Origin of the sequence: Pseudozobellia sp. WGM2 (assembly GCF_017810075.1) — a bacterium.
GTDB lineage: Bacteria > Bacteroidota > Bacteroidia > Flavobacteriales > Flavobacteriaceae > JADNYK01.
On record NZ_JADNYK010000002.1, the window covers coordinates 60,324 to 84,517 of the forward strand.

The following is a 24,194-nucleotide window of genomic DNA, read 5'->3' on the forward strand; positions in this document are numbered from 1 at the left end:
CTTGTTGTTTGAATTTAATTGCTAAATATAATTAAGGGGCCAAAAGGCCCCTTATCTGTTTAAGTTCCTAAAATCTTTTTTAGTACCTCTTTATCAATTGCCGCACCTGCGAAATCGTCAAAAGTCTTTTCGGTAGCTTCGATGATATGGTCTTGAATAAACTTGGCGCCTTCTCGTGCACCTTGTTCCGGGCTTTTAATGCAACACTCCCATTCCATTACCGCCCAAACATCACAGCCATACTGGGTCAGTTTAGAAAAAATGGTTTTAAAATCGATTTGACCGTCGCCTAAAGAACGATAACGGCCCGCTCTATCGCCCCAATCATTGTAACCTCCGAAAGCTCCTTTCTTTCCGGTAGGGTTAAACTCAGAATCTTTTACGTGAAAAGACTTAATAAACTCGTGATAATGGTCTATATAAGTAATATAATCTAATTGTTGCAATACAAAATGACTCGGGTCGTACAATATGTTCACACGCTTGTGGTTGCCCGTAGCCTTTAAAAAACGTTCGAAAGTATCCCCATCGTGCAAATCTTCACCGGGGTGAATTTCATAACATACGTCAACGCCTTCTTCATCAAAATGGTTCAAAATGGGCATCCATCTTTTGGCCAATTCTTCAAATCCCATTTCCACAAGTCCCGCTGGACGCTGTGGCCAAGGGTGCCAAGTGTGCCAAAGAAGTGCGCCTGAAAATGTGGCGTGGGCCGATATGCCCAACCTTCTACTTGCCGTAGCAGCTTTCTTTACTACATCTACGGCCCACTCTGTTCTCGCTTTCGGATTGTTTTTTACAGCATCGGGCGCAAAATTATCGAACATAAGATTATAGGCAGGATGCACGGCTACCAATTGCCCTTGTAAGTGCGTTGAAAGCTCAGTAATTTCCAATCCGTATGAGTTCACTTTGCCTTTTAGCTCATCACAATAATCTTGACTCTCGGCCGCCTTATCCAAATCGATCAGAAAACTTTCCCAAGTTGGTATTTGAATTCCTTTATACCCCAAATCTGAGGCCCATTTGCACATTCCATCCAAAGAATTGAAAGGTGCCTTATTGTCTACGAATTGGGCCAAAAATACGGCCGGTCCTTTAATTGTTTTCATTTTATTATTATTTGTTCTTTAATACGGCTCTTAAGTCTTAATAGAGACCAATTTGAGAATAAACCTTATATTTAATACTATTAACTTCCCTTAAACCATAGATTTTTGGGAAGTTATAAATATAGGAAATCCGTTAGTATTTAAACAAGAAATATGCACAGGAATACCAGTAGTTACAAGATGTTTCAACACTTAAGTATGACAGCAATGTTCAAATATTCATGTCCCATCCTCAGAAATAAATACCGACCTCACCCTGATTTTTATCAAGAACAATCACCTCATAACCGATAAACCCGACTCTATATCAATTAATTGCTATACAAGAGAAATTCAAAAAGTATATTGACGTATGGAAAACGCTTCAGCTCGAAATCTCTGGGGAGATTATTTAGACAAACATTTAGAGTATGCTTTTGTCGAAGCACCGAAGGTCATACACTTCTGTAATAATCAGCTCGATGCCAACGAATGCGCCACCCTTGTAAAAAAGGGCATAAAAAAAGCCACTTCACCCTCTCTTCTAGGGCTTCAATATCGTAACGAACGTTTACCTAGAATAGGAGATTTTATGATTGTAACCGATTGGGAAGGGGAAGCTCAATGTCTTGTACGTACCAAATCAGTTCGGCTCAAACCTTTTTTCAGCATCGACGAGGCCTATGCGCAACTTGAGGGAGAAGGCGACAAAAGTTTATCCTTTTGGAAAAAAGTGCATTGGGAATATTACAAAAAAGAACTGGAACCCTTTCATCGCAAGCCTAATGAAAGCATGATTGTGGTCTGTCAAGAATTTGAGAAAGTTTTTGAGCGATAAAAACCTTACACAAAAGATGACCCCGAAAATTTTCGGGGTCATCATATCAATTATAATAATTTAGGTAGATTGTTAATCTTCCATTTCTACCCATGTGTTGCCATTTTTATGAGATTCTACAGTGGCCTCAATAAAATTCATTCCCCTTACCCCATCTTTCATCGTAGGGTATGCGCCATCGCCTTGATCTTCACCTCGAATAGCTCGTGCAACCCCCAAATATATATTGGCCATAGAGTCAAAAATACCCTCAGGGTGGCCTGCCGGAAGCTTCGTGCCATCTAAAGAGAATTCGCTATTGTAGGCATGGCCTGGTTTGTAAATTTTAGTAGGTTCGGTATCGCTCATTACATACAGAAAGTTCGGTTTTTCTTGCTCCCATCTGAATGAGGCCTTCTCTCCATAAATTGCAATGGCCAAACCATTTTCTTCACCTGTAGCTACTTGACTGCCGCGAATAACCCCTTTAACATGGTCACCCATACGAATTAACACTGTACCATCAACATCCATTTGATTGTCTTCATACAGATAATTGAAATCACATAAAAGCGATTTTACCTCAAGCCCAGTAGTGTACTCGACCATATTGAAAGCGTGCACCCCGATATCACCCATACAAGAACTTATACCTGCCTTTTTGGGGTCTAACCTCCAAACACTTGATCTCTTTTCTTTATCATGAATAATTGGGTTGATCCAACCTTGGTAATATCTTGCATCGATTTTATGTATTTTGCCCAAAACCCCTTCTTTGATCATTTCACGCATTTGGCGTACCATCGGGTAACCCGTATACGTGTGACTAAGAGCAAACACGGTTCCAGCCTTTTTATGGGTCTCTTCCAATATTTTAGCCTCTTCCAAGGTAGTGGTCATCGGCTTTTCACAGATTACGTGAAAACCGTTCTCCAATAACTTTTTGGCCATCGGAAAGTGAAGAAAATTAGGCGTAAGAATAGAGCACACTTGGATTCGCTCATCTTCCGGAAGTTTCATTTCTTCCTCGACCATTGTATCGAAATCGGTGTATATTCTATTCGTAGGCACATCGATTTCCTCTGCAAATTTTATATTTTCTTTATAATCTGGGTTGAATACCGCACCTACGATTTCATAGTTGTCATTAATGTGTGAAGCCACTCGGTGAAGCACACCTATAAGTGAATCGCCTCCACCTCCTAAAATTCCTAATCTAATTTTCTTTGGCATTTGTAAATCCTATTTAATGAGTGAAAAGTTGTTTTTGATTTAAGGGTAACAATTTAATAAAATAGCTACGATTTATGGGCTATTTTTTCGTTTTTGAACAAAATGAAATATAAAACTAATACTATAAGTACAAAAGCCGAACAATAAGCTCGATAGAATAGTTTTTCCTATCTGCGTTGCCTCGGGCAATATATAATCGTCGCCGATTTTTCAATCACTACAAACCAACTGGTGTAGCACTACAGTTTAATAATCGGGTCTATTGCAAAGGGCGCTTCTAAAGCGCCCTGATATAATTATATTATTTAAGCTTATGTCGAACCAGAAGTTCAACACATAAATTTAAATTTGAGAGGTTTTATTTTAAAAGCTACCCTGTTGCTTTAAACCCACTATCTCTTATAAAATACATAATCAGTCACCAAGGGCTCAATGTCATTCATTCTAAAATTCGTGGCAATCTGACCTCTATGATGGGTAGAGTGGTTAATGATATGAAAGAGCATATCTTGAACAGTATTCGTGTACAGCCGACCTTTCGAGTTTTCGTAATCTAAACGTCTCTCAAAGTCATCTATGTTCGAGACAATATGAAAAGAACTTCGCTGATTCTCATAATGTATATCGTGCCAAGCATTCAACTCATGAATTTGAAAAACCTCATATTCTGGTTGATCTTCAAGTAATCTTGCATTCCAAATATGATGCGAATTGAGCAAATGACTAAATAGCCAAATACTTTTTTCGGGCACAGCATCGAGCGTTTCACAATACTCAATAATCTTCTTGTTACAAAAGAAATTGTAATCGAACAGTTGGTTGAAAAATGATTTCACTAGAGATTTTGGTCTTTGGTTTTGGTATAAATATTAGTCCAGTTTCTTAGCCGCCTCGATCAAGAGCTCTTTGGTTGCGATTATACCGGCCTCTTCATCTAATGCGCTACCTTCATATTCTACCCCCACGTAGCCGGTATAACCGTGATCCTTGACGATTTCAAGCATTTTCACATAATCGATTTCTGTTTCATTGCCTTCTGCATCAAAATCATGTGATTTAGCACTTACCGCCTTGGCATAAGGCATCAGTTCTTCTACTCCTTTATAAATATCGTACATATCTTCACAGTCCCAAGTACCTTCTTTTCTCTTGATACAGAAATTACCGAAATCAGGAAGTGTACCACAATTGTCCATATTAACGGCCTTCATTACTTCGGCATGAAGAGCTCCATTAGATGATAGTCCGCCGTGGTTTTCTACAAGTACGTTAATCCCCTTGGTCTTGGCATAGGTACTTAACTTGGTAAGACCATCGATAGAATTCTTTTTCCATTCTTCGGGATTATCGCTTCCGTTCAGGTTCACACGAATGGCATGGCATCCCATCGCCTGAGCAGCATCGACCCACTTTTTATGTTTTTCTACAGTTTCATTTCTCTCGTTCTCATCACTAACCGCAAGATTCCCCTGTCGATCGATCATGATCAGAACGTTCTGCATACCGTGCTTTTCAGCTTCCGCATTAGACTTTTCAACAAAAGCGGCCATAGCTTCCGGTGAATAGTCATCGTTTTCTAAATCAGCAGGGTAAAGCTGACTCACATACTCGAGACCGGTAAAGCCCCAATTTTTCGCTTTTTCAGCGAATGTGTAAGGATCTACACCGTCTTCACGAATCATTTTATGAATTGACCACTGAGCTAAAGAGAGTTTGAAAAAAGGATCGGCAGCTTCCATTTCCGTCTCTGAACTTTCTGCGCTTTCACCTTCTTTCTTTTTAGTTTCCTTACAAGCGTAAACACCCATTATCGATAAGGCAACACCTGCTTTTGAACTATTTTGAATAAACCTTCTTCTTTTCATTTGTTTTGATTAGTTAATTGTCTTTAAAGGATTTGGAGTCTCATCGCATGCGAATATGCGATACTATTAAGGTATATGGCGAATAAATGTAGAAAATTAATTTAATATTTAATAAATTTATGGACTAAACAATCTTGTAAATGAGCAAATTTTATTACAACGAAGAGCAAGAATCTTATGATGCTATCGTGGTCGGTACTGGAATTAGTGGCGGATGGGCCGCAAAGGAACTTTGTGAGAGCGGACTGAAAACCTTGGTATTGGAACGCGGAAGAATGGTAAAACATATCGATGATTACGAAACCGCGAATAAAGACCCGTGGGATTTTCCCAATGCAGGAGCCGCCACAAAAGAAATTATAGAAAAACAGCCCAAACAAAATAGAACAGGCTATACTACAAGCCAAGCTAGTCACATGTGGTTTGTAAACGATTTAGAACATCCGTACAATGAAACCAAACGTTTCGACTGGATGCGAGGTTACCATGTCGGCGGCCGTTCATTGCAATGGGGCCGACAAAGTTATCGGTGGAGCGATATAGACTTCGGTGCGAATGCCCGAGAAGGCATCTCTATCGATTGGCCGGTTCGATATAAAGATATTGCACCTTGGTACGCCAAGGTTGAAAACTATATCGGCGTTAGTGGTGAGGCTTTAAATTTACCTCAACTACCCGACAGTGACTTCTTGCCCCCTATGGAGCTCAACTGCCTTGAGCAACATTTTAGGGAAAAGGTTTCAGATAGTTTTGGAGGTCGTGTCGTAACTCCGGGTAGAACTGCTCATATTACAGGTACCAAAGAGTTTGATGGCAGAACTAAATGTCAATTTAGAAATAGATGTATCAGAGGGTGTCCTTTTGGGGCTTACTTCAGCAGTCTATCTTCTACCTTGCCCGCTGCTGAAGCGACAGGTAATATGACTTTGCGACCAGATTCGATCGTTCACGAAATTATGTACGATGCCGATACAAAAAAGGCCGTTGGTGTAAAAGTGATCGACAGGGTCACCAAAGAACATTATGAATTCAAGGCCAAGGTCATTTTCCTTTGTGCCTCAGCTATAGCTTCGACGTCAATATTGATGCAATCGAAATCGGACCGTTTCCCAAACGGAATGGGTAACGACTCAGATCAGTTAGGCCGTAACATTATGGATCACCACTTAGGTGTAGGTGCACGTGGTAAATTCGATGGCTTTGAAGATAAATATTACAAAGGAAGAAAGCCAAGTGGTTTTTACATTCCAAGATTTAGAAACCTCGGAGGAGATTCTAATCGGGAGTACAAGCGTGGTTTCGGTTACCAAGGTGGGGCCTCTAGAGGCAACTGGGAAGAAACCGTTGCCGAACTTTCGTACGGTGCCGATCTTAAAGACGCGATTCTTAAACCAGGGGGCTGGTCGTTTGGTATGACCGGTTTTGGTGAAGTGTTGCCTTACGAAGAAAATAGGTTTACCCTTGATTATGAAAAATTAGACCAATGGGGTCTTCCTACCGCCACCTTTGATGCAGAGTTCAAAGAGAACGAATGGAAGATGCGTGAAGACATGAAAGAGTCTGCGGTTGAAATGCTCGAAGCTGCCGGCATGAGAGATGTTACCCCTTATGATAACCCTGGTGCTCTTGGTCTGGGCATTCACGAAATGGGCACCGCCCGCATGGGTAGAAACAGAAGAACATCTGTTCTAAACGCTAACAATCAGCTGCACGATGTACCTAACGTGTACGTTACAGACGGGTCTTTTATGACTTCGGCAAGTTGTGTGAACCCATCATTGACCTATATGGCATTTACCGCTAGAGCAGCAGATCATGCGGTAAAAGAACTCAAAAAAGGAAATATATAATGGATAGAAGAAAAGCACTCAAAAATATGGGGCTGGCGCTCGGTTATACCGTTGCCACCCCCACTTTGATCAGTATCGTTCAAAGTTGTAAAGAGGAAACCGTTTTTGAATGGACCCCTGATTTTTTCAGCAAAGATGAGGGAGCAGTTCTAACTAAGTTGGTAGATATTATTCTTCCTAAAACAGATACCCCTTCGGCTTCCGAGACGCAAGTACATCTTTTTATTGACCGTTTTGCGGATCAGGTGATGAAAGAAGACCAGCAAAATTTCGTGAAAATGTCAATGGGCAGATTTATGGAAAAGGCACTAAAGGATGCCGGAAAAGAAAAAGCCGGAGAACTGACCATTGAAGAGCTTGAACCAGTTTTAGCGGAAGCCTTAAAAATTTCAAAAGATAATGAAGCTCAAAATTTTGAGGCCATAAAGCAATACCACGAAGCGATTGCAGAAGGTAAAGAACCTCTTTTAGATGATGGTATTTCACGTTTTGCATTTGCGAATAACCTTAGAGGGTTGACCATTTTGGGTTACAAGAGTTCAGAATATGTCGGCGAAGAAGTGTTGGCCTATTTACCTATACCTGGTGAATATATTGCATGTGCAGACCCACAAGAATTGACGGGCGGCAAGGCATGGTCGCTTTAAAAAATTTTTCAACAATATATTAAAGAGTTGAGGGCTGTCGTTTAAAATGCCCTCAACTCTTTTTTTTAACTTCAACTTTAAACTATAACCAAACTTACATCAAGATGAAAAGAAGAAATTTTATACAGAAATCAGCTCTTACCGGTGGAGCCCTATCGCTAGGCAGCTCGTTTGCCTTTGCCAACGGAACAGCTTCAAGTTCAGCACCTCATAAATTCAACTTGAAGTATGCCCCACATTTAGGCATGTTCAAAGAATTGGCTGGTGAAGATCCTATTGACCAAATCAATTTTATGGCCGACCAAGGTTTTACCGCCTTTGAGGATAATAGTATGATGAAGAGGGATGTTGCTATGCAAAACAAAATGGGCGAAACTTTGGCCAAACGAGGTATGACCATGGGTGTTTTTGTCGTAGATAAAGGGGGTAATATGGCCAATACCCTAGCAGCGGGCAAGCAAGAATATATTGATATTTTTTTAGATGGCTGCAAACGAGCCGTTGACGTTGCTAAGCGTTGTAACGCCAAATGGATGACCGTTGTACCTGGTGGATATGAAAGAAGATTACCTATCGGTGTTCAAGATGCAAACGTTATCGAGGCCCTAAAACGAGGAGCTGAAATTTTAGAGCCCCACGGACTAGTTATGGTTTTAGAACCGTTATCTGACTCACCCGATCTATATTTACAGAATTCAGATCAGACCTATATGATTTGTAAGGGTGTTGATAGCCCGTCATGTAAAATTTTGTACGATGTATATCACTTGCAAAAGACAGAAGGTCATTTGATTCATAATATGGGACTCACTTGGGATGAGATCGCCTATATTCAAATTGGTGACAACCCGGGACGTAAAGAACCGACAACAGGCGAAATCAATTACAAAAATGTCTTCAAATGGATTCACGAAAAAGGATTCGATGGAGTTTTAGGTATGGAACACGGTAATTCAAAAGAGGGTAAAGCCGGAGAGCAAGCTGTTATTGATGCCTACAAACAAGAAGATAGTTTTTTATAGGCTATAGAATTTATAAAAAAAAGCAGCCGTTTTTAAGCGGCTGCTTTTTTAATTATCTACTCATCATTTACGTTATCTCCGGAGTATCTAATTTGGCAATAGAAGCGTTTATTTCTTCTTGGGACAATTCATGACGAACAATTTTTCCGTCGAAATAATCATCATAGGCCTTCATATCGAAATTACCATGGCCGCAGAGGTTGAAAAGTATAGTTTTTGAAACATCTTCTTCTTTACATTTTTTTGCTTCAGCGACGACCGTAGCTATACCATGAGTAGCTTCAGGTGCAGGAATAATACCTTCTGTTTTGGCAAAGAGCACGCCAGCGTCAAAAACTTCAAGATTATCGTGGGCTACCGCTTCAATCAGATTATCTTTCAATAATTGGCTTACGATTACCCCGGCCCCATGATATCTTAAACCCCCGGCATGAATAGGTGCCGGCACAAAATCATGACCTAGTGTGTACATAGGCAACAAGGGCGTCATACCGCCCGTATCACCAAAATCATATCGAAATACGCCTCGAGTCAATTTTGGGCATGAGGTGGGCTCACTGGCGATACAACGAATATTCTTCCCTTGCTCGAGATTCAAGCGTAAAAACGGAAATGTCAGCCCGGCGAAGTTAGAACCTCCACCAAAAGGTGCAATAACGATATCGGGCATATCACCCGCCTTTTCCATTTGTTTAATGGCCTCTTGACCAATAATGGTCTGGTGCAATTTTACATGGTTAAGAACACTACCTAAGGCGTATTTGGTGTCGTCTCGCTGTGCGGCCATTTCTACCGCCTCACTGATGGCAATACCCAAAGAACCTGGACTGTCAGGATTTTGAGCCAAAATCTTTCTTCCGGCTTCGGTCAAATTAGTGGGCGAAGCATAGACGTTGGCCCCCCATGCATTCATCATAGATTTTCTATAGGGCTTATGATGGTAAGACAGTTTTACCATATAGACATCGCAATCAATATCGAAATGTTGACAGGCAAAACTCAAAGCACTGCCCCATTGCCCAGCTCCGGTCTCGGTCGTAATGCGTTTTACGCCTTCCTTTTTATTATAGTAGGCCTGCGGAACGGCAGTATTCGGTTTGTGTGACCCGGACGGACTCACACCTTCATATTTGTAGTAAATTTTAGCTGGAGTATCCAATGCTTTTTCGAGTCCGTAAGCTCTATAAAGCGGAGTTGGCCGCCACATTGAATATATATGCCTTACCTCATCGGGAATCGTAATCCATTTTTCGGTGCTTACTTCTTGCTCGATCAATGCCATAGGAAACAAGGGAGCCAAGGCATCGGGCCCAATAGGTTCTAAAGTACCAGGGTTTAGGGGAGGAAGTGGTTTATTCGGCATGTCTGCCACGATGTTGTACCAATTTTCCGGAATCTCATTTTCTTCAAGTGTAAATTTTCGTTGTTTCATAAGGTTCTAACATTGATGTATCACTAAATATAAGGAAAAGAACCTCTCTACCCGAGAATGAAATCGACCCTTTATCGGACATTTAACCCTTTATCGAAAATTTGTATGCTACTTGTCTAAATATTGAAATTAAATGTAAGATATAGGCTACAAACTATGTTATTGAAGTATGATTTCTTATATCTACTTGCTCTTCACCTATATTTTACTTTTGGTTTTATCAAAAGTGATATATCGCATGCATTTGAAGAAACAAAAGCGCTAATTTCTCATAGCATTTAAATTGCCCTATTTTTACTTTAGGCCTCCGTTAGATTATAAATGTTAGAATTTAAATGCTAAAATTATGTCAAAACAGTCATTTTTAAGTACTTGACGTAATCTTTATACTAACTTTACAACGTATGTAATAGACATTATAAGGGCAATGGATAAATATATCGCTATACTAATCTTATATATATTGGCTTATCTTTTTTCAGCCATAGCAAGACCTTATATCGAAAAATAGGGCTGAATTGCCTTGCGCTATTCTTATTATTTTAAATTTCTTCTTTTTATTTTTTAAATTTTCACCCACGTAGAATATATAGGATAAAACTTACTTTTATGTTTTACCCAATAAAAAACCCCGGTCATTAGACCAGGGTTCAAAAAAACACATCTTACAATCTTCTTATTATGATCCGCACATTAGGCAATCGTCATCTGCTTGACCTTCTTTTGCCCTAGCTATCATCTCTTTCATTTCTTGAGGACTCATTGGTTGAATATCAATCTCTTGTTGAGTCGCTACCTGAGCTTCCTTAACCTCCATCGTCACCTCTGTTTCTACAGCTGGTGACTTCGCCATGGTAGCCTCGGCCTCTGCTTCGGCTGCTACACTGACCGGAGCTCCTTTCTTTTTACTATTATCCAAGGTGAACTTGATGGCATCGACTGCCGCCTTGGTGCGTAAGTAATACATTCCCGTTTTAAGTCCGCTCTTCCACGCATAAAAATGCATAGAGGTCAACTTAGAATAGTTCGCGTTCTCCATGAACAAGTTCAGAGATTGACTTTGATCAATGAAATACCCTCTTTGACGGCTCATGTCGATAATGTCTTTCATACTCAGTTCCCAGACCGTTTTGTATAAATCACGAATTTCTTGGGGTATCGTTTCAATATGCTGAATGGAACCATTGGCACGCATCAACTCTTGCTTCATATTTTCGTTCCACATTCCTAAAGCGACCAAGTCTTCTAAAAGGTGTTTGTTCACCACAATAAATTCACCTGACAACACCCTTCTGGTATAGATATTCGAGGTATAAGGCTCAAAACATTCGTTATTACCTAAAATCTGTGAAGTAGAGGCCGTTGGCATTGGGGCGACCAATAGCGAGTTACGAACCCCGTTTTTCTGAACTTCTTTACGAAGTTTTGCCCAATCCCATCTCCCGGAAAGTTCTTCGTCTTTAATACCCCATAAGTTATACTGAAAATCGCCCTGTGAGATTGGCGATCCTTCATAGGTCGAATATGCACCTTCCTCTTTGGCCATTTCCATAGAAGCAGTAACAGCGGCAAAATAAAGTGTTTCAAAAATTTCTTGGTTCAACTTTTTAGCCTCTTCGCTCGTAAAAGGTAAGCGCAACATAATAAAAGCATCTGCAAGCCCCTGTACCCCAAGACCGATTGGTCTGTGACGCATATTTGAATTCTCAGCTTCTTTTACCGGATAGTAGTTTCTATCGATTACACGGTTCAAGTTTCTGGTCACCCTTTTGGTTACCCTAAACAATTCTTTATGATCAAAACTTCCGTTTTTAATGAACATGGGCAATGCAATCGACGCCAAGTTACATACCGCGACCTCATCAGGTGAGGTATACTCCATAATCTCGGTACATAAGTTGGAAGAACGAATCGTACCCAAATTCTTCTGGTTGCTCTTACGGTTCGCCGCATCTTTGTACAACATGTAAGGCGTACCGGTCTCTATTTGAGATTCTAATATTTTCTCCCAAAGGTCACGCGCTTTCACCGTTTTACGACCTTTACCTTCGGCTTCATACTTCGTATAGAGTTTTTCGAACTCTTCACTATGGCTGGTGAAAAGACCCGGGCACTCGTTAGGGCACATCAACGTCCACTCTTCGTTGGCCTCAACTCTTTTCATGAACAAATCGGAAATCCACATGGCATAGAATAAATCTCTAGCACGCATTTCTTCTTTACCATGGTTTTTCTTTAAATCTAGAAAGTCATAAATATCGGCATGCCAAGGCTCCATATAAATAGCAAAACTGCCTTTACGCTTACCGCCACCTTGATCTACGTACCGAGCTGTATCATTAAAGACCTTAAGCATCGGTACAATACCATTTGATGTACCGTTCGTACCTGCAATATAAGAGCCGGTAGCCCTAACATTGTGAATAGAGAGGCCTATACCCCCAGCCGACTGGGAAATTTTAGCAGTCTGCTTCAAAGTATCATAAATACCATCAATACTATCATCTTGCATAGCCAACAAGAAACACGACGACATTTGCGGTTTGGGAGTACCAGAATTGAATAGCGTCGGCGTAGCATGGGTAAAATACTTTTTAGACATCAATTCATAGGTCTCTATAGCAGATTCGATATCGTTTAGGTGAATACCTACCGAAACACGCATTAACATGTGCTGAGGACGCTCGGCGATTTTACCGTTAATTTTCAACAAGTAAGACCTCTCCAAAGTTTTAAATCCGAAATAATCATAGCCAAAATCACGATTATAAATGATGGTAGAGTCTAATCTATCTTTGTTCTCCTCTATCACCTTGTAAACCTCATCGGAAAGCAAAGGAGCTTTTTTATTGGTTCTCGGGTTCTCGTATTCATAAAGGTCTTTCATCGTTTCAGAGAACGACTTCTTCGTGTTCTTATGCAAGTTCGAAACCGAAATACGAGCAGCCAATTTAGCATAATCTGGATGGGTAGTAGTCATCGTAGCGGCAATTTCCGCAGCTAGATTATCTAGCTCTGATGTCGTAACTCCGTCATATAGCCCTTCAATTACTCGCATAGCAACCTTTAAAGGGTCGACCAGGCTGTTTAGCCCATAACACAATTTTCTTACTCTGGCCGTGATCTTATCGAACATGACCATTTCTTTTCTACCGTCTCTTTTAATTACAAACATTGGCTACTTTTTTTAAGATGATAATTATTTTGTGAATCGTGATACTGTTAATTTTTTTAACAATTTAAATGTTGGGCGCAAAAACCCCTTTTGCGAAAAGGGGTTCTGCCTATTTCAATAAAATCACTTAAAAATCAGCGTCAAAACTAATTTTTTGTGAATCTTCGTCTTTATCTTTATTCAACACCCCTGCTTTTTGATATTCAGACACCCTTTTTTCGAAGAAATTGGTTTTCCCCTGAAGAGAGATCATATCCATAAAATCAAACGGGTTCGTTGCATTATATACCTTATCACATTCAAGTTCGACCAATAACCTGTCAGTTACGAACTCTAAATACTGTGTCATCAGTTTAGCGTTCATTCCAATAAGACTTACTGGTAATGATTCTGTAATAAACTCTCTTTCAATATCCAACGCGTTCGTCAAAATTTCAGTGATTCGCTCTTTTGGCACTTTGTTCACTAGATGCTTGTTATGTAGATGTACAGCATAATCGCAGTGCATACCCTCATCTCTTGAAATCAGCTCATTTGAGAATGTAAGACCAGGCATCAAACCTCTTTTCTTTAACCAAAATATAGAACAGAATGCCCCTGAAAAGAAAATACCCTCTACGGCGGCAAATGCGATCAATCGCTCTGCAAAACTCGGTGACTCGATCCAGTTTAGTGCCCAATCGGCTTTCTTTTTAATAGCCGGAAAATTCTCCAAAGCCTTAAATAGAATGCCTTTCTCTTTTTCATCTTTTACATAAGTATCGATAAGTAAAGAATAGGTTTCAGAATGGATGTTTTCCATCATAATCTGAAAACCATAAAAGAATTTGGCTTCGGCATATTGCACCTCGCTCACAAAATTTTCGGCCAAATTCTCGTTGACAATACCATCGGAAGCAGCAAAAAATGCTAAAATATGTTTGATGAAATATTTCTCATCGTCGTTAAGTTTATTATTCCAATCGTTGAGGTCTTCATGCAGGTCTATTTCTTCGGCTGTCCAAAAACAAGCCTCACATTTTTTGTACCATTCCCATAAATCGTGATGTTCAATAGGGAAAATTACAAAGCGGTCATCATTTTCTTCCAAAATAGGCTCTACAGCTGTGGACATATCTATATTTTTAAATAAATTCTTGTGAGGGGATGAAAAACTTCCCTAGTGACAGGTTAACAAAGATGTATAAAAAAGTGGCGGTTTCATAAGACTACACCATCTTTTCAACTACAAAGTTTTTAACACCAATTGTTGAAATCTAGGTTGAGTAGTGATGTACATTGCCCTAAGGGAAATTGGGCTTAAACGAAGGAAAATCTACAAAAGAATTTAAACCAAAAAGTATGTTTTTTAATATACTTTTTGGTTTAAACTATTCAGAGCCATTTTGGTAGGCCTTACCAATAAATCGCCTATTATTTTTTATAAACAACGAAGGAAAAGCTGAAATCACTACGGGTAGAATTAAGTGACCAAGTATTTACAATGAACTTTTTTGCTCCTGAAGCGAAATGTGAAACTGATGCAACCGCTGGCACAGTATGGTTAATAGTCGTTAAAACCGTCCAGTTTTCAGGATCTTCTTCATTTGGTATTGTAATGGTATAGAGCCCTGTTCCGGAATTTGTTACAGTAAAATTTCCACTTCCTGAGAGTATGTCAGCGTTATCATCAACATAGCCATAGGCAATAGGCAACATATCTGTAGTACCTGTATTTTCTCTTCTCATTTCCCCCGAAATCTTAATATCTCCATTCACATCTAATTTTGCAGTGGGATTTATCGTTCCAACACCTACATTACCATTACTTTTAATTGTCATCCTTTCTTTTAAAGATCGACTTGCGAAAGCATCTCCTTCCTGTGTAGAAAAGGCAAGGTCACCCCGAAACTGTGCACCACTACTTGTACGTGACTCAATTCGCCCAATCGCCGAATTACCAGGTGCAGAGTTAGAAATGAAATCCAATCTTCCAACAGGTCGATTTTGTGTTCCTTGACCTCCTTGAATCTCTATAGAGGCAAAACTGTTGTCGGCGGGGCTTGTACCAGTAGCTACTGTAAGATATTTTCCGGCACCAGTTTCGGTACCCGGGTTTAAGTTTCCAATACCAATATTACCACTGTCAAAATAAATATCATCTCCATTTTCTTCCCATAAAGAACTTCCTCCACCACCAACTTCATCGGTGCCGGCAACCCAATTGCCTAGTGCTGCATCCCATTTGGCCACTTGACCGTCAGCTGTTCCAACAAGGCCATCGACTATTCCGTCATCACCTACAAGAAGACCGTGCCTGGTAGTTCTATTAAAATAATCGCTTAGGTCAACACTTCCGACACCATTTTCGATAGAAAGTACATCACCTGTTAGAACCAAACCTTGATTATCGGTATCTACTAATCCACCAGCTGCTAATTCTTCGATAGCTGTCTGTGTATCTGTAGCCGCAAGACCTGTTCCCGTATTGTCAAAAGGTACTTCGGAAGCCTCTTGGTCATCGGTCCCTCCCGGTGGAATTATTGTAGAAAAATCTACACTTGCGCCATCTGTAATTTGTAGTGTGGTACCCGAAAGCGATAAATCTTGATCGTCTGTGTCTACTAACCCAGCAGCAGCCAATTCTTCAATTGCCGCTTGGGCGTCACTAGCTGCAAGGCCCGTTCCCGTATTGTCAAAAGGCACTTCAGAAGCATTCTGGTCGTCTGTACCCCCAGGTGGTAAAATTGCGGATAAATCTATAGTTGACCCATCTGTAATACTTAAATCGGTTCCCGACAGGCTAATATCTTGAATTTCGTTGGCCGGATCGGCATCAGCATCGGCACCCCCAGTTCCAGCGGCCAGCTCATCGATGGCTTCTTGGGTATTATTAGCTACCAAACCAGAGGCCGTATTGTCGTAGGGAACCTCGGCAGCTGTCTGTTCTATACCACCTCCACTAAAAAAACGGTTATCGACATAAGTCTTGACCGCTCTTTGAGTCGGAAGTATACCATTACTATTTTCCGATAGTGTACCATTGTCGGAAATCTCGTTGACCTGATTACCCGCGCTAAGGTTAAACCCGCCATTGACTTTAAAATCATTTTGCACCAAAACATTTCCTTCGTTGACATTTTCGATATCAGACCCGTTCAATTCCCATTGTTTATCACCGGATGATATGGCATAAGGCACGGCCATCAACTCAGTAGTGCCAACTTCAATACCATTCAACCAAACGGTCATAAATGTTGCCCCATCCCAAAGCAGGGTAGCGTAATTACCGTTAACCAAATTACCTTCGCCAATTCTCAGGCTAAAAACACCATTTGCATCGGTCGTTACATTATGTGATTCTTCATATAAAATGGTAGCCGTAGCACTGCCAAATCGAAGCCCTATACCTATAGTTAATTCTTCTTGCTCCATCAAATTGCTTTCCGCATCACGGGCCACGCCTTGATAATTGATGAAATTTTTCTGTTTGGCTTGTCCAAAACAGCAGACACTACTAATCATTGCAGCGGTACATAAAATAAAAAAGTAATTTCTTTTCATAATTTCTAGTTCTTAATGATCTTGTATTCTTTCAATTCACCTTTTCCTTTTATCAAAAGCTGAAGAATGTAAACCCCTTTTGTCAAGTAGCTCATGTCAATTATATGTTCTACCTCAGAAGCATTTGAAGTTTGTATAAAAACCCTTTGAGCATTGACCGAAAAGAGTTGTATGGCCAAGACCTCACTATTGCCAGAAAAAACGGTCAACTCTTCTACTACCGGGTTTGGATACACCACAATATCGATATGTTCTTCTTCTATACTCAAGGGAATAACCAAAATTCCCTTTCCGGCCCAAAAACCTTGATCGACCGAGTTGTTGTTTAGAAGGTAGCCGACAGCCGACTCCCCAATGGTGAAGCCCATACTTATATCTGCACTTACCAATAAACCTCCGGCACTTGATATAATACTCTTGTCGATAGATTGAGCGAACAGGCAATGAGAAAAAATCAGAAACAAACCATGAAAGACCGATTTCATAAATGGTGGTTTTATCAGTTAATGAAGTTGTTGAAAGAAGGTTAACATCGAAGATGAGCCTATAGGCCATAATACCATATCAGCCTAAAACTATAGAGCTGTTTTTTCTATCTATACACAAACACTACTATATTTTCAAAGCTTATTTCTACCGCTTCCGAAAAAGCGTCCAAAAATCTCTTAATAGCGTAACCTCCTAGCAGAACTGCCTTGAGAATTATCAAAAAAAAAAGAGCTTTTCCCAAAAGAAGAACCCTTATTATTTGAAATCAAATTTTCTATTAGATGCCCTTAAACCACTCTTCATACTTCTTGCCTAAAATCGGGGCTGGCGTTTCTTTTCCATTAACAGCGTTCATAAAGGCCATTATCCACATATAAAGAAGTACAAAAATACCTGCTATGTTAATCAACCAACCTATTATCGGCACTATTCCAACAATTCCTAATGCAAAGCCGGTAATGCAAAGACCTATAGACTGGCGAATGTGGTAACTTGCAAACCCAAGTTTTTTATCGTTGTTCATTACAAAAGCGATGACCATTCCAATAATGGTGATATAGCTAATTACAGCTATTCGCTTAGCCTCTTCGCCAACTAACTGTTCCGTTCTTTCGTGCTTAATTTCTGTACTCATCACTTCCTTTTTTTCTTATAATATTTATTCTCTTTTCTCCTCTACCTTTCACTTGAACATGGTAATTTTATTCTTGCAACCTACCCAGTACCATTGAGTAAATGTTTACTATTTCTTAACCACAACTTTCGCTATCTATTTCTGTCTTTGCTTCTTTGATAGCCTGGTCAATTTCTGCCCTATTCGTAGTGGGCACGCAATCATAGATGTTATCAAGCGCGTCTAAATAGCCCTTGGCGGCATTCTTATATTCTGCACAATTCTTAGAACTGGGGTTTTCAGAATAAGCGGTAGCGGCATTTGACCATGCTTGTAACTCATCTGCATACCCTTGCGCCCAATTACCGCCAAAACAGTTTCCTGCCGGGCTCAATGGATTGTCTTTTTGACAGCCCTGCGTTAATAAGCCGATACCGGCAACGTATACGAAAAAAAATAGCTTTATTTTTTTAATAGTTCTCATGATGATTTTATTGGTTAATCAATTAGTTTTCTTACCGTTATCGATTGGAAATGCTCCTAGTTTAAAACGGACTATGCCCTTTAATGGCATTCGTTTTAAAAGGTTAACAGTAAAATTTGAACAATCTCTTTTGAAAGGCGATGAGCACATTGTTTTCAATCTAAATGGTATGGTTAAATCGATTGAGAACAGAAGGAGAGGTAGGCAACCTCGTTTGTAGAAGTCAGACCAATTATCTGAACGGTAAAGATGGGTTTATGAAGTCTGATATAAATCGACGAGATTCTTAAAAAACCAAGAATTTTCTTAAATCTCAGTTTTGCGGAATATGATGAAGAAAGTGTTCATTTCAGAAATTAATCATTGAGTCTTGATGTGTACAAGAATATTAATTCATCAGTCACTTAATCAATGATCCTATAAATATGTAATGATACCGCCAAACCGTACGACCCCACTGATGTATCAAAATCGATATTACCAAGGGTGCTGATTCAGGTAGTTCCCCCGAAACCTATAATCGAGCATATCACTCGTTCCAATAGATTGGTGAAGTGTCCTCAAGGCTACTTCAGATTTACAAAATTACCATTAAAATGGCATTTTTGATTAGAGCCGCACCTTATGGATTGGCAGTTTCATTACATTTTTTGCTTGTTCCCCATGTATGGTTTTTGTACTCGTATTGAACAAAAATTATCAGTAGTCAAGTTTACTTGTATTTCGGATGAACCGATCGGGGAAGGTAAAAATAAATATTTTCCTGAAAACCATCACTATAAAGACATTATAATAATGTAACCTAACCCCATCAAAAATAGTGCGTTACACCTCTTTTAAATCACCCTGTTTAATTAATCGATTTAGTCTATAATATTTTCTTTCTTAGCAATAAAATGACCTGACACGTTAATTATCTTACCCTTAAAATTTCTTAGGCTAAAATCAATAAGACCATAAACCTGGCTCCCGTTCATTCGTATTATTTCGACAGCACCTTTTTCAGTATAGAAAGGTAGCTCTCCCAACTCATTGATATCAACAAAACCAAAGACACCCTCCTTAGTGTAAATACCCAAGGCCTCTTGACTAACCTCATAAGAACCGACCCAATTACCCTTTTCTTTATCTACTTTTGTAAGTACCAGACGTACACCGTGGCTATTGTCACTAGGCTTGAAAATGAGTTCAGTACTTGAGTATTTTTGATTGGCATTATAAGCAGGCGGCATTGATTTGAAAACGGCACAACCTTCAATGCTATCGGCCGAAATATCTTCTGAATTAAAATTGTAACTACCAATTTCGACATAGTTATCAACTAAAAGCATTTTGTCGATTGGAGCCGTATTTGATATAAAGACCATCGACAGAAAGAGCCAAAACATATTCTTGGTAGTTCGCATAAAAATCTTCATTGCTACTAAAATTATTTCAGTCAGGACTATAACCTCTTAAATTTTCATTTTTTGATTCTCCATAAACGATATTTTCTTCTTCCCTTTCAATAATGGCCAATTCATCTACTGTAGAGAACTCTTCTTTGTTATCGGTAATTACCGCTAGGGCTAAAACAACAATCAATATGCAGAACATAATCGCGCACTTTTTCATCATAATAAGAATTAGTTTACTACAAGAGTTTTAATTGTTTAATGATGGAGAAACTTTTCTATGCTATTCTAACTACGAATTAAAAGTAATCTGAGAACCCCACATTTGATGGTCGTTATGTGTAGATGGTCTTTTTTCATGTATAGTTTGCCAAACCCTTTTCTAAGGTGATTAAATAACCGATATCAATATAATTTTTGTAGCTTTTTTCTTTTACATATTGTAGTATTTAAATTTCAATTTCCAAAATATCATCATTTCTTACCATTTATACGGTTAACCTCACAATCGGCACATGTTTCTTTCGTAATCTGAACCATACAATTAAATTTGATTAATTTACCATAAAGCAATGTATTATGTTAGATGCAGTAATCGTAGACGACGAAATCAAGGCCTTACAGAGCCTCACTTGGGAACTCACCAACTTTAGTGATGAAATTAATGTGAATGCTTCGTTTACAGATCCCTTTGAAGCTCTGACTTATTTAGAGAAAAATACGCCCGATTGTCTTTTTTTAGATATTGAAATGCCTACTATGGACGGTTTTCAATTTATTCAAAAATTGACCAATAAAAATTTTCCCGTAGTTATCACAACTGCCTATAATCAATATGCCATCAAGGCTTTAAAAAATGAGGCCATAGATTATCTCTTAAAACCGATCGACACCGATGACCTCAAAGACACTATTGTAAAAATCAGAAAGTTCAATGCGAAGAATTATACCGCTGAACGTTTAGAAAAAATATTGCTCAGTTTCAATGCTAACCCCAAGCACAAGAAGATAACACTTAATACCGATGGAAAATTGGTTTTTCTAAATAGTGATGATATTTTATATGCCGAATCTGATGGCAACTACAGCACGGTTTTTTTAAATGATGGACATAAAATCGTTCTCACCAAAAAACTTAAAGAGGTAAATGAACTTCTTCCAGAAAGTTCCTTCTTTAGAATTCATAATTCTTATATAATCAACTTAAACAAGATAAAAGAATTTCTAAAAACTGATGGATACGTAATTTTAGAGTCGAACCATAAAATACCTGTATCACGACAGAAAAAATCTGACTTTCTGGATATGCTCTAACCTTAAATGCAATTCCAAATTACATACACTCCAAGTTCCCCATTTGCGTGTGCCCTACGCTTAATGTGTCTCGTCACGTTTTTTTTGGCTCTATCACTACATTCAGTAAATGCTCAAGAACTTGAAGAAAATTTCAAAAATACGGTCGATAGCTTAATTAATCATGCGCCAAAGACGTACCACGAAATACACACCGCTATCGGCAATTATAGTTCCGACACCATTAAAATGTCTTATTTGGCAAAAACAGCTGCCGTTCAAAACTACAAAGACGGCCAAGTTTATGCCTTGAACCATATCGGGCAACGACTTCGCTTTCTTTCCCATTTCAACCAAGCCCTTGAGAAACATACAAAAGCTTTAGAAATAGCGAAAACCACATCGAACATCGAGCTCGAAATATTGAGCTTAAATATGCTAGGCATTCTCTATAGAAGAATCGATGCCATTACCGCAGCTCTTGACCACACTTATCAAGCTTTAGATATAGCTGAAAAAGTCGAAAACCCAAACTTTGCAATTAAAAGTGCCATAAGCACATCTTTAAATAATATTGGTCAAATCTACAGGGTTTTGGGGCAGTATGATTTAGCTATAGAGCAATTCAAAAAAGCAATGGAATTCGAAGAAGCTTTAGACAATAGGTTGGGGCTTGCCAGTAACTACCAAAATATAGGCGAATGTCTCGAAGCCCAAGGTAAGCTAAAAACAGCCTTAGAAAATTATAATATTGCCTTGGAATATAATAAAGAGCTAAAAAACAAACGCGGTCGAATATTATGTGAAAATGGCATTGCACATATCTATGTTCACGATAAAAAAGTTAATGAAGCCATACTCATACTAGACGAGGCCCTCATTCAAGCCACGGACCTAGGTGAGCCTGGTCCTATCTCATCAGTTCATCTTACATTAGGCTGGGCCTTAACCGACCTTGAGAAGTTTGAGGAAGCAGAAAAACACCTTTTTAAAGGACTTGAATTAGCTAAAAAATATAACCTTCTACACACTAGGGCAGAAGCCTATTCTTATCTCTCTGATCTTTCAATCGCTAAAGGGGACTATGAAAAGGCCCTTAAATATTTTAAGACATCTCTTGATGTTGAATCGCAAATACGAAACAATAAGAATGTTCGCTATGTATACAGTTCGATAATAAAAAAAGATAATGAGGCCCGTGTCACGACGATCAATCAACAATTGAGAAAAAATAATACCAGACTTCTGGTGTCAGGTATAGCGATAGCGTTGCTCGCCGGTATATTCTATATTCTATATCGTCAATATCAATTGAAAAATGACAAGAAGCTGTTGACGCTCGAACAGAGTATGCTGAGAAGTCAAATGAATCCTCATTTTTTATTCAACTCTCTAAATTCTATCAAGTTATATATTATAAATAATGAGCAGAAAAATGCAGTTCATTATCTGAACAAATTCTCTAAACTGGTACGAAAAATATTGGAATCTTCATCAATGAGAGAAATTCCATTAGCAGAAGAATTGGAGACGGTGGAACTCTACATGAATATAGAAAATATTCGATTTTCGAATGAAATAGATTTCAAAATAAATATCGATAAAAATATAGACCCCCATACCATTCGTATACCTTCATTGATTCTACAGCCCTTTCTTGAAAATGCCTTGTGGCACGGACTCTCTCCCAAACTGGGTGAAAAGAGAATTGAGCTCAACATCACGAAGAAAGTCAAAGACTTTATCGACATATCTATTATCGACAACGGTATTGGGCGAGCAGCTGCTGAAAGAATCAAGCAGAATAAAGTATTAAAACGAAAATCGGTAGGTATTGAAATAACCAAAGAACGATTGGCCAATTTCTCTAAAGATTATTTGAACTCGTTCGACGTAGAAATTGTTGACCTTTATGATTCGAATGATAATGCTTCTGGAACACAAGTGATCCTGCACATACCTACTGCCTAAGATGCTCTTTGGCCACTACTTCTAACTGTTCGTACCACGCTGTGCCAAATTTTCTGATTAAGGCCTCTTTCACAAACTTATAGATTGGCACTTGCAATTCTTCGCCCAATGCACAGGCTGCATCACAAATCTCCCATCTGTGGTAATTGACAGCCGTCAATTCGGTATATTCTCGAACTCGAACGGGATACATATGGCACGAAACAGGTTTTTTCCAGTTGATGGCTCCTTCATTATACGCTTCCTCTATTCCACACTTAGCAGTTCCGTTATTTGAAAAAGTAGCGTAGGCACATTCACTACCATTCACCAGCGGGGTCTCCCACTCTCCATCTTCACCCTTTATAAATGTACCCTGATCTTCTATAGCCGCTATACCCTCAGCGCGAAGAAACGGTTTTACCCTTTCATAAATATCATTTAAAATGGTTGTTTCATTATCTTCTAGCGGCGCACCGGCATTACCATCGACACAGCAAGCGCCCTTACAGGCACTGAGGTTGCATACAAAATCATTCTCTATGATCTCTTCGGATACTATGGTTTTTCCTAATTGAAACATGACTACGTTTTACCCTTACAAAGATACTTTTAAATAGTATTTATTTAACAGTAATTTATCGGAAGCTCTATGCCAAAAACCTCTTCGAATAAATGTACTTTTGCCGAAAATTTGAAGACATGGAATTCCATTTTGATTTTCGTGAAGTAGCGACTGCTACAATGGTTCTTTTTGCCGTAATTGACATTTTGGGCAGTGTACCTATTATTATAGGTTTACGTAAAAAAGTAGGGCACATTGAATCTGAAAAGGCCTCTTTCGTTTCATCGATAATAATGGTCGCATTTTTGTTCGTCGGTGAAGAAATTTTAAACCTGATCGGTATCGATGTTTATTCATTCGCCGTGGCCGGTTCGTTTATAATTTTCTTTTTGGCGATTGAAATGATTTTGGGCATAACACTTTACAAAGAAGACGAACCCGAAAGTGCTTCGATCGTACCTATTGCGTTTCCTTTAATTGCTGGTGCAGGAACGTTGACCGCTCTTTTATCACTTAGGGCCGAATACCACGTGGAAAATATCATAATCGCTATCTTTGTCAATACAATTTTCGTCTACCTTGTACTTAAATCCTCAAAAAAGATTGAAAAAGTGCTTGGTAAGAACGGACTCAACATTATTAGAAAAGTATTTGGCGTAATTCTATTGGCGATAGCTGTAAAACTGTTCGCTGCCAACATAAATGAACTCTTCTAAGAAAAAAATAGAGAA

At 39.1% G+C, this 24,194-nt stretch carries 21 protein-coding genes; 7 read left to right on the top strand and 14 right to left on the bottom strand.

The window, feature by feature from the left end; all coding sequences use genetic code 11:
• Positions 1-59 precede the first annotated feature (59 nt).
• Complete coding sequence (locus IV512_RS03880; protein ID WP_209400821.1) at positions 60-1,112, bottom strand: sugar phosphate isomerase/epimerase; 1,053 nt, start codon at positions 1,110-1,112, stop codon at positions 60-62.
• Between the two features lie 352 nt (positions 1,113-1,464).
• On the opposite strand from IV512_RS03880, the gene IV512_RS03885 reads away from it, so the two are divergent.
• Positions 1,465-1,929: an ASCH domain-containing protein gene (locus tag IV512_RS03885; protein ID WP_209400823.1), complete on the top strand. Its 465-nt coding sequence runs from the start codon at positions 1,465-1,467 to the stop codon at positions 1,927-1,929.
• 72 nt (positions 1,930-2,001) lie between these two features.
• On the opposite strand, the gene IV512_RS03890 is transcribed toward IV512_RS03885, so the two are convergent.
• The 3 genes from IV512_RS03890 to IV512_RS03900 all read right to left on the bottom strand — a co-directional run bounded on the left by IV512_RS03890 (position 2,002) and on the right by IV512_RS03900 (position 5,006).
• On the bottom strand, positions 2,002-3,141 hold the full coding sequence (locus tag IV512_RS03890; protein WP_209400825.1) for a Gfo/Idh/MocA family protein: 1,140 nt from the start codon (positions 3,139-3,141) through the stop codon (positions 2,002-2,004).
• Between the two features lie 392 nt (positions 3,142-3,533).
• Entirely contained in the window at positions 3,534-3,977 is a 444-nt protein-coding gene (locus IV512_RS03895) for a DinB family protein (RefSeq protein ID WP_209400827.1), read from the bottom strand.
• A 33-nt stretch (positions 3,978-4,010) separates the two neighbouring features.
• A complete protein-coding gene (locus tag IV512_RS03900; protein ID WP_209400829.1) occupies positions 4,011-5,006 on the bottom strand; it encodes a sugar phosphate isomerase/epimerase in 996 nt (331 codons plus the stop codon).
• Between the two features lie 140 nt (positions 5,007-5,146).
• Between IV512_RS03900 and IV512_RS03905 the strand changes: the two genes are divergently transcribed.
• The 3 genes from IV512_RS03905 to IV512_RS03915 all read left to right on the top strand — a co-directional run bounded on the left by IV512_RS03905 (position 5,147) and on the right by IV512_RS03915 (position 8,525).
• Positions 5,147-6,856 (top strand): GMC oxidoreductase, encoded by a 1,710-nt coding sequence (locus IV512_RS03905; protein ID WP_209400831.1) that lies wholly within the window; start codon positions 5,147-5,149, stop codon positions 6,854-6,856.
• Positions 6,856-7,503: a gluconate 2-dehydrogenase subunit 3 family protein gene (locus IV512_RS03910; RefSeq protein WP_209400833.1), complete on the top strand. Its 648-nt coding sequence runs from the start codon at positions 6,856-6,858 to the stop codon at positions 7,501-7,503. The genes IV512_RS03905 and IV512_RS03910 overlap by 1 nt, the downstream gene beginning before the upstream one ends.
• Before the next feature lie 104 nt (positions 7,504-7,607).
• A complete protein-coding gene (locus IV512_RS03915; RefSeq protein ID WP_209400835.1) occupies positions 7,608-8,525 on the top strand; it encodes a hydroxypyruvate isomerase family protein in 918 nt (305 codons plus the stop codon).
• Between the two features lie 67 nt (positions 8,526-8,592).
• Here the strand turns inward: IV512_RS03915 and IV512_RS03920 are convergent, their stop codons facing one another.
• From IV512_RS03920 to IV512_RS03960, 9 genes are all read right to left on the bottom strand, one after another.
• Entirely contained in the window at positions 8,593-9,957 is a 1,365-nt protein-coding gene (locus IV512_RS03920; RefSeq protein ID WP_209400838.1) for a TrpB-like pyridoxal phosphate-dependent enzyme, read from the bottom strand.
• Between the two features lie 679 nt (positions 9,958-10,636).
• Positions 10,637-13,132: a ribonucleoside-diphosphate reductase subunit alpha gene (locus IV512_RS03925; protein WP_209400840.1), complete on the bottom strand. Its 2,496-nt coding sequence runs from the start codon at positions 13,130-13,132 to the stop codon at positions 10,637-10,639.
• Positions 13,133-13,259: 127 nt separating this feature from the next.
• Positions 13,260-14,246, bottom strand: coding sequence for a ribonucleotide-diphosphate reductase subunit beta (locus IV512_RS03930; RefSeq protein WP_209400842.1), 987 nt, complete (start codon positions 14,244-14,246; stop codon positions 13,260-13,262).
• A gap of 299 nt (positions 14,247-14,545) precedes the next feature.
• The gene (locus IV512_RS03935; RefSeq protein ID WP_209400844.1) at positions 14,546-16,675 is read right to left on the bottom strand and encodes a hypothetical protein; all 2,130 of its coding nucleotides are present in this window, start codon (positions 16,673-16,675) and stop codon (positions 14,546-14,548) included.
• Between the two features lie 5 nt (positions 16,676-16,680).
• Entirely contained in the window at positions 16,681-17,160 is a 480-nt protein-coding gene (locus IV512_RS03940; protein WP_209400846.1) for a T9SS type A sorting domain-containing protein, read from the bottom strand.
• A gap of 281 nt (positions 17,161-17,441) precedes the next feature.
• Positions 17,442-17,798 carry a DUF4870 domain-containing protein gene (locus IV512_RS03945; RefSeq protein ID WP_209400848.1) on the bottom strand — a complete coding sequence of 119 codons (357 nt, stop codon included), beginning with the start codon at positions 17,796-17,798 and terminating at the stop codon, positions 17,442-17,444.
• A 115-nt stretch (positions 17,799-17,913) separates the two neighbouring features.
• Complete coding sequence (locus IV512_RS03950; RefSeq protein WP_209400850.1) at positions 17,914-18,261, bottom strand: hypothetical protein; 348 nt, start codon at positions 18,259-18,261, stop codon at positions 17,914-17,916.
• Positions 18,262-19,124: 863 nt separating this feature from the next.
• Entirely contained in the window at positions 19,125-19,649 is a 525-nt protein-coding gene (locus IV512_RS03955; protein ID WP_209400852.1) for a hypothetical protein, read from the bottom strand.
• A 46-nt stretch (positions 19,650-19,695) separates the two neighbouring features.
• Entirely contained in the window at positions 19,696-19,878 is a 183-nt protein-coding gene (locus tag IV512_RS03960; protein WP_209400854.1) for a hypothetical protein, read from the bottom strand.
• A gap of 356 nt (positions 19,879-20,234) precedes the next feature.
• Between IV512_RS03960 and IV512_RS03965 the strand changes: the two genes are divergently transcribed.
• Positions 20,235-20,969, top strand: coding sequence for a LytTR family DNA-binding domain-containing protein (locus tag IV512_RS03965; protein ID WP_209400856.1), 735 nt, complete (start codon positions 20,235-20,237; stop codon positions 20,967-20,969).
• Positions 20,970-21,053: 84 nt separating this feature from the next.
• On the top strand, positions 21,054-22,919 hold the full coding sequence (locus IV512_RS03970; protein WP_245224671.1) for a tetratricopeptide repeat protein: 1,866 nt from the start codon (positions 21,054-21,056) through the stop codon (positions 22,917-22,919).
• Here the strand turns inward: IV512_RS03970 and IV512_RS03975 are convergent.
• Positions 22,909-23,481 carry a DUF3109 family protein gene (locus IV512_RS03975; protein WP_209400858.1) on the bottom strand — a complete coding sequence of 191 codons (573 nt, stop codon included), beginning with the start codon at positions 23,479-23,481 and terminating at the stop codon, positions 22,909-22,911. The two genes, IV512_RS03970 and IV512_RS03975, sit on opposite strands and share 11 nt — an antisense overlap.
• Positions 23,482-23,600: 119 nt before the next feature.
• Between IV512_RS03975 and IV512_RS03980 the strand changes: the two genes are divergently transcribed.
• The gene (locus IV512_RS03980) at positions 23,601-24,179 is read left to right on the top strand and encodes a MarC family protein (RefSeq protein WP_100870466.1); all 579 of its coding nucleotides are present in this window, start codon (positions 23,601-23,603) and stop codon (positions 24,177-24,179) included.
• The last annotated feature ends 15 nt before the right edge of the window (positions 24,180-24,194 follow it).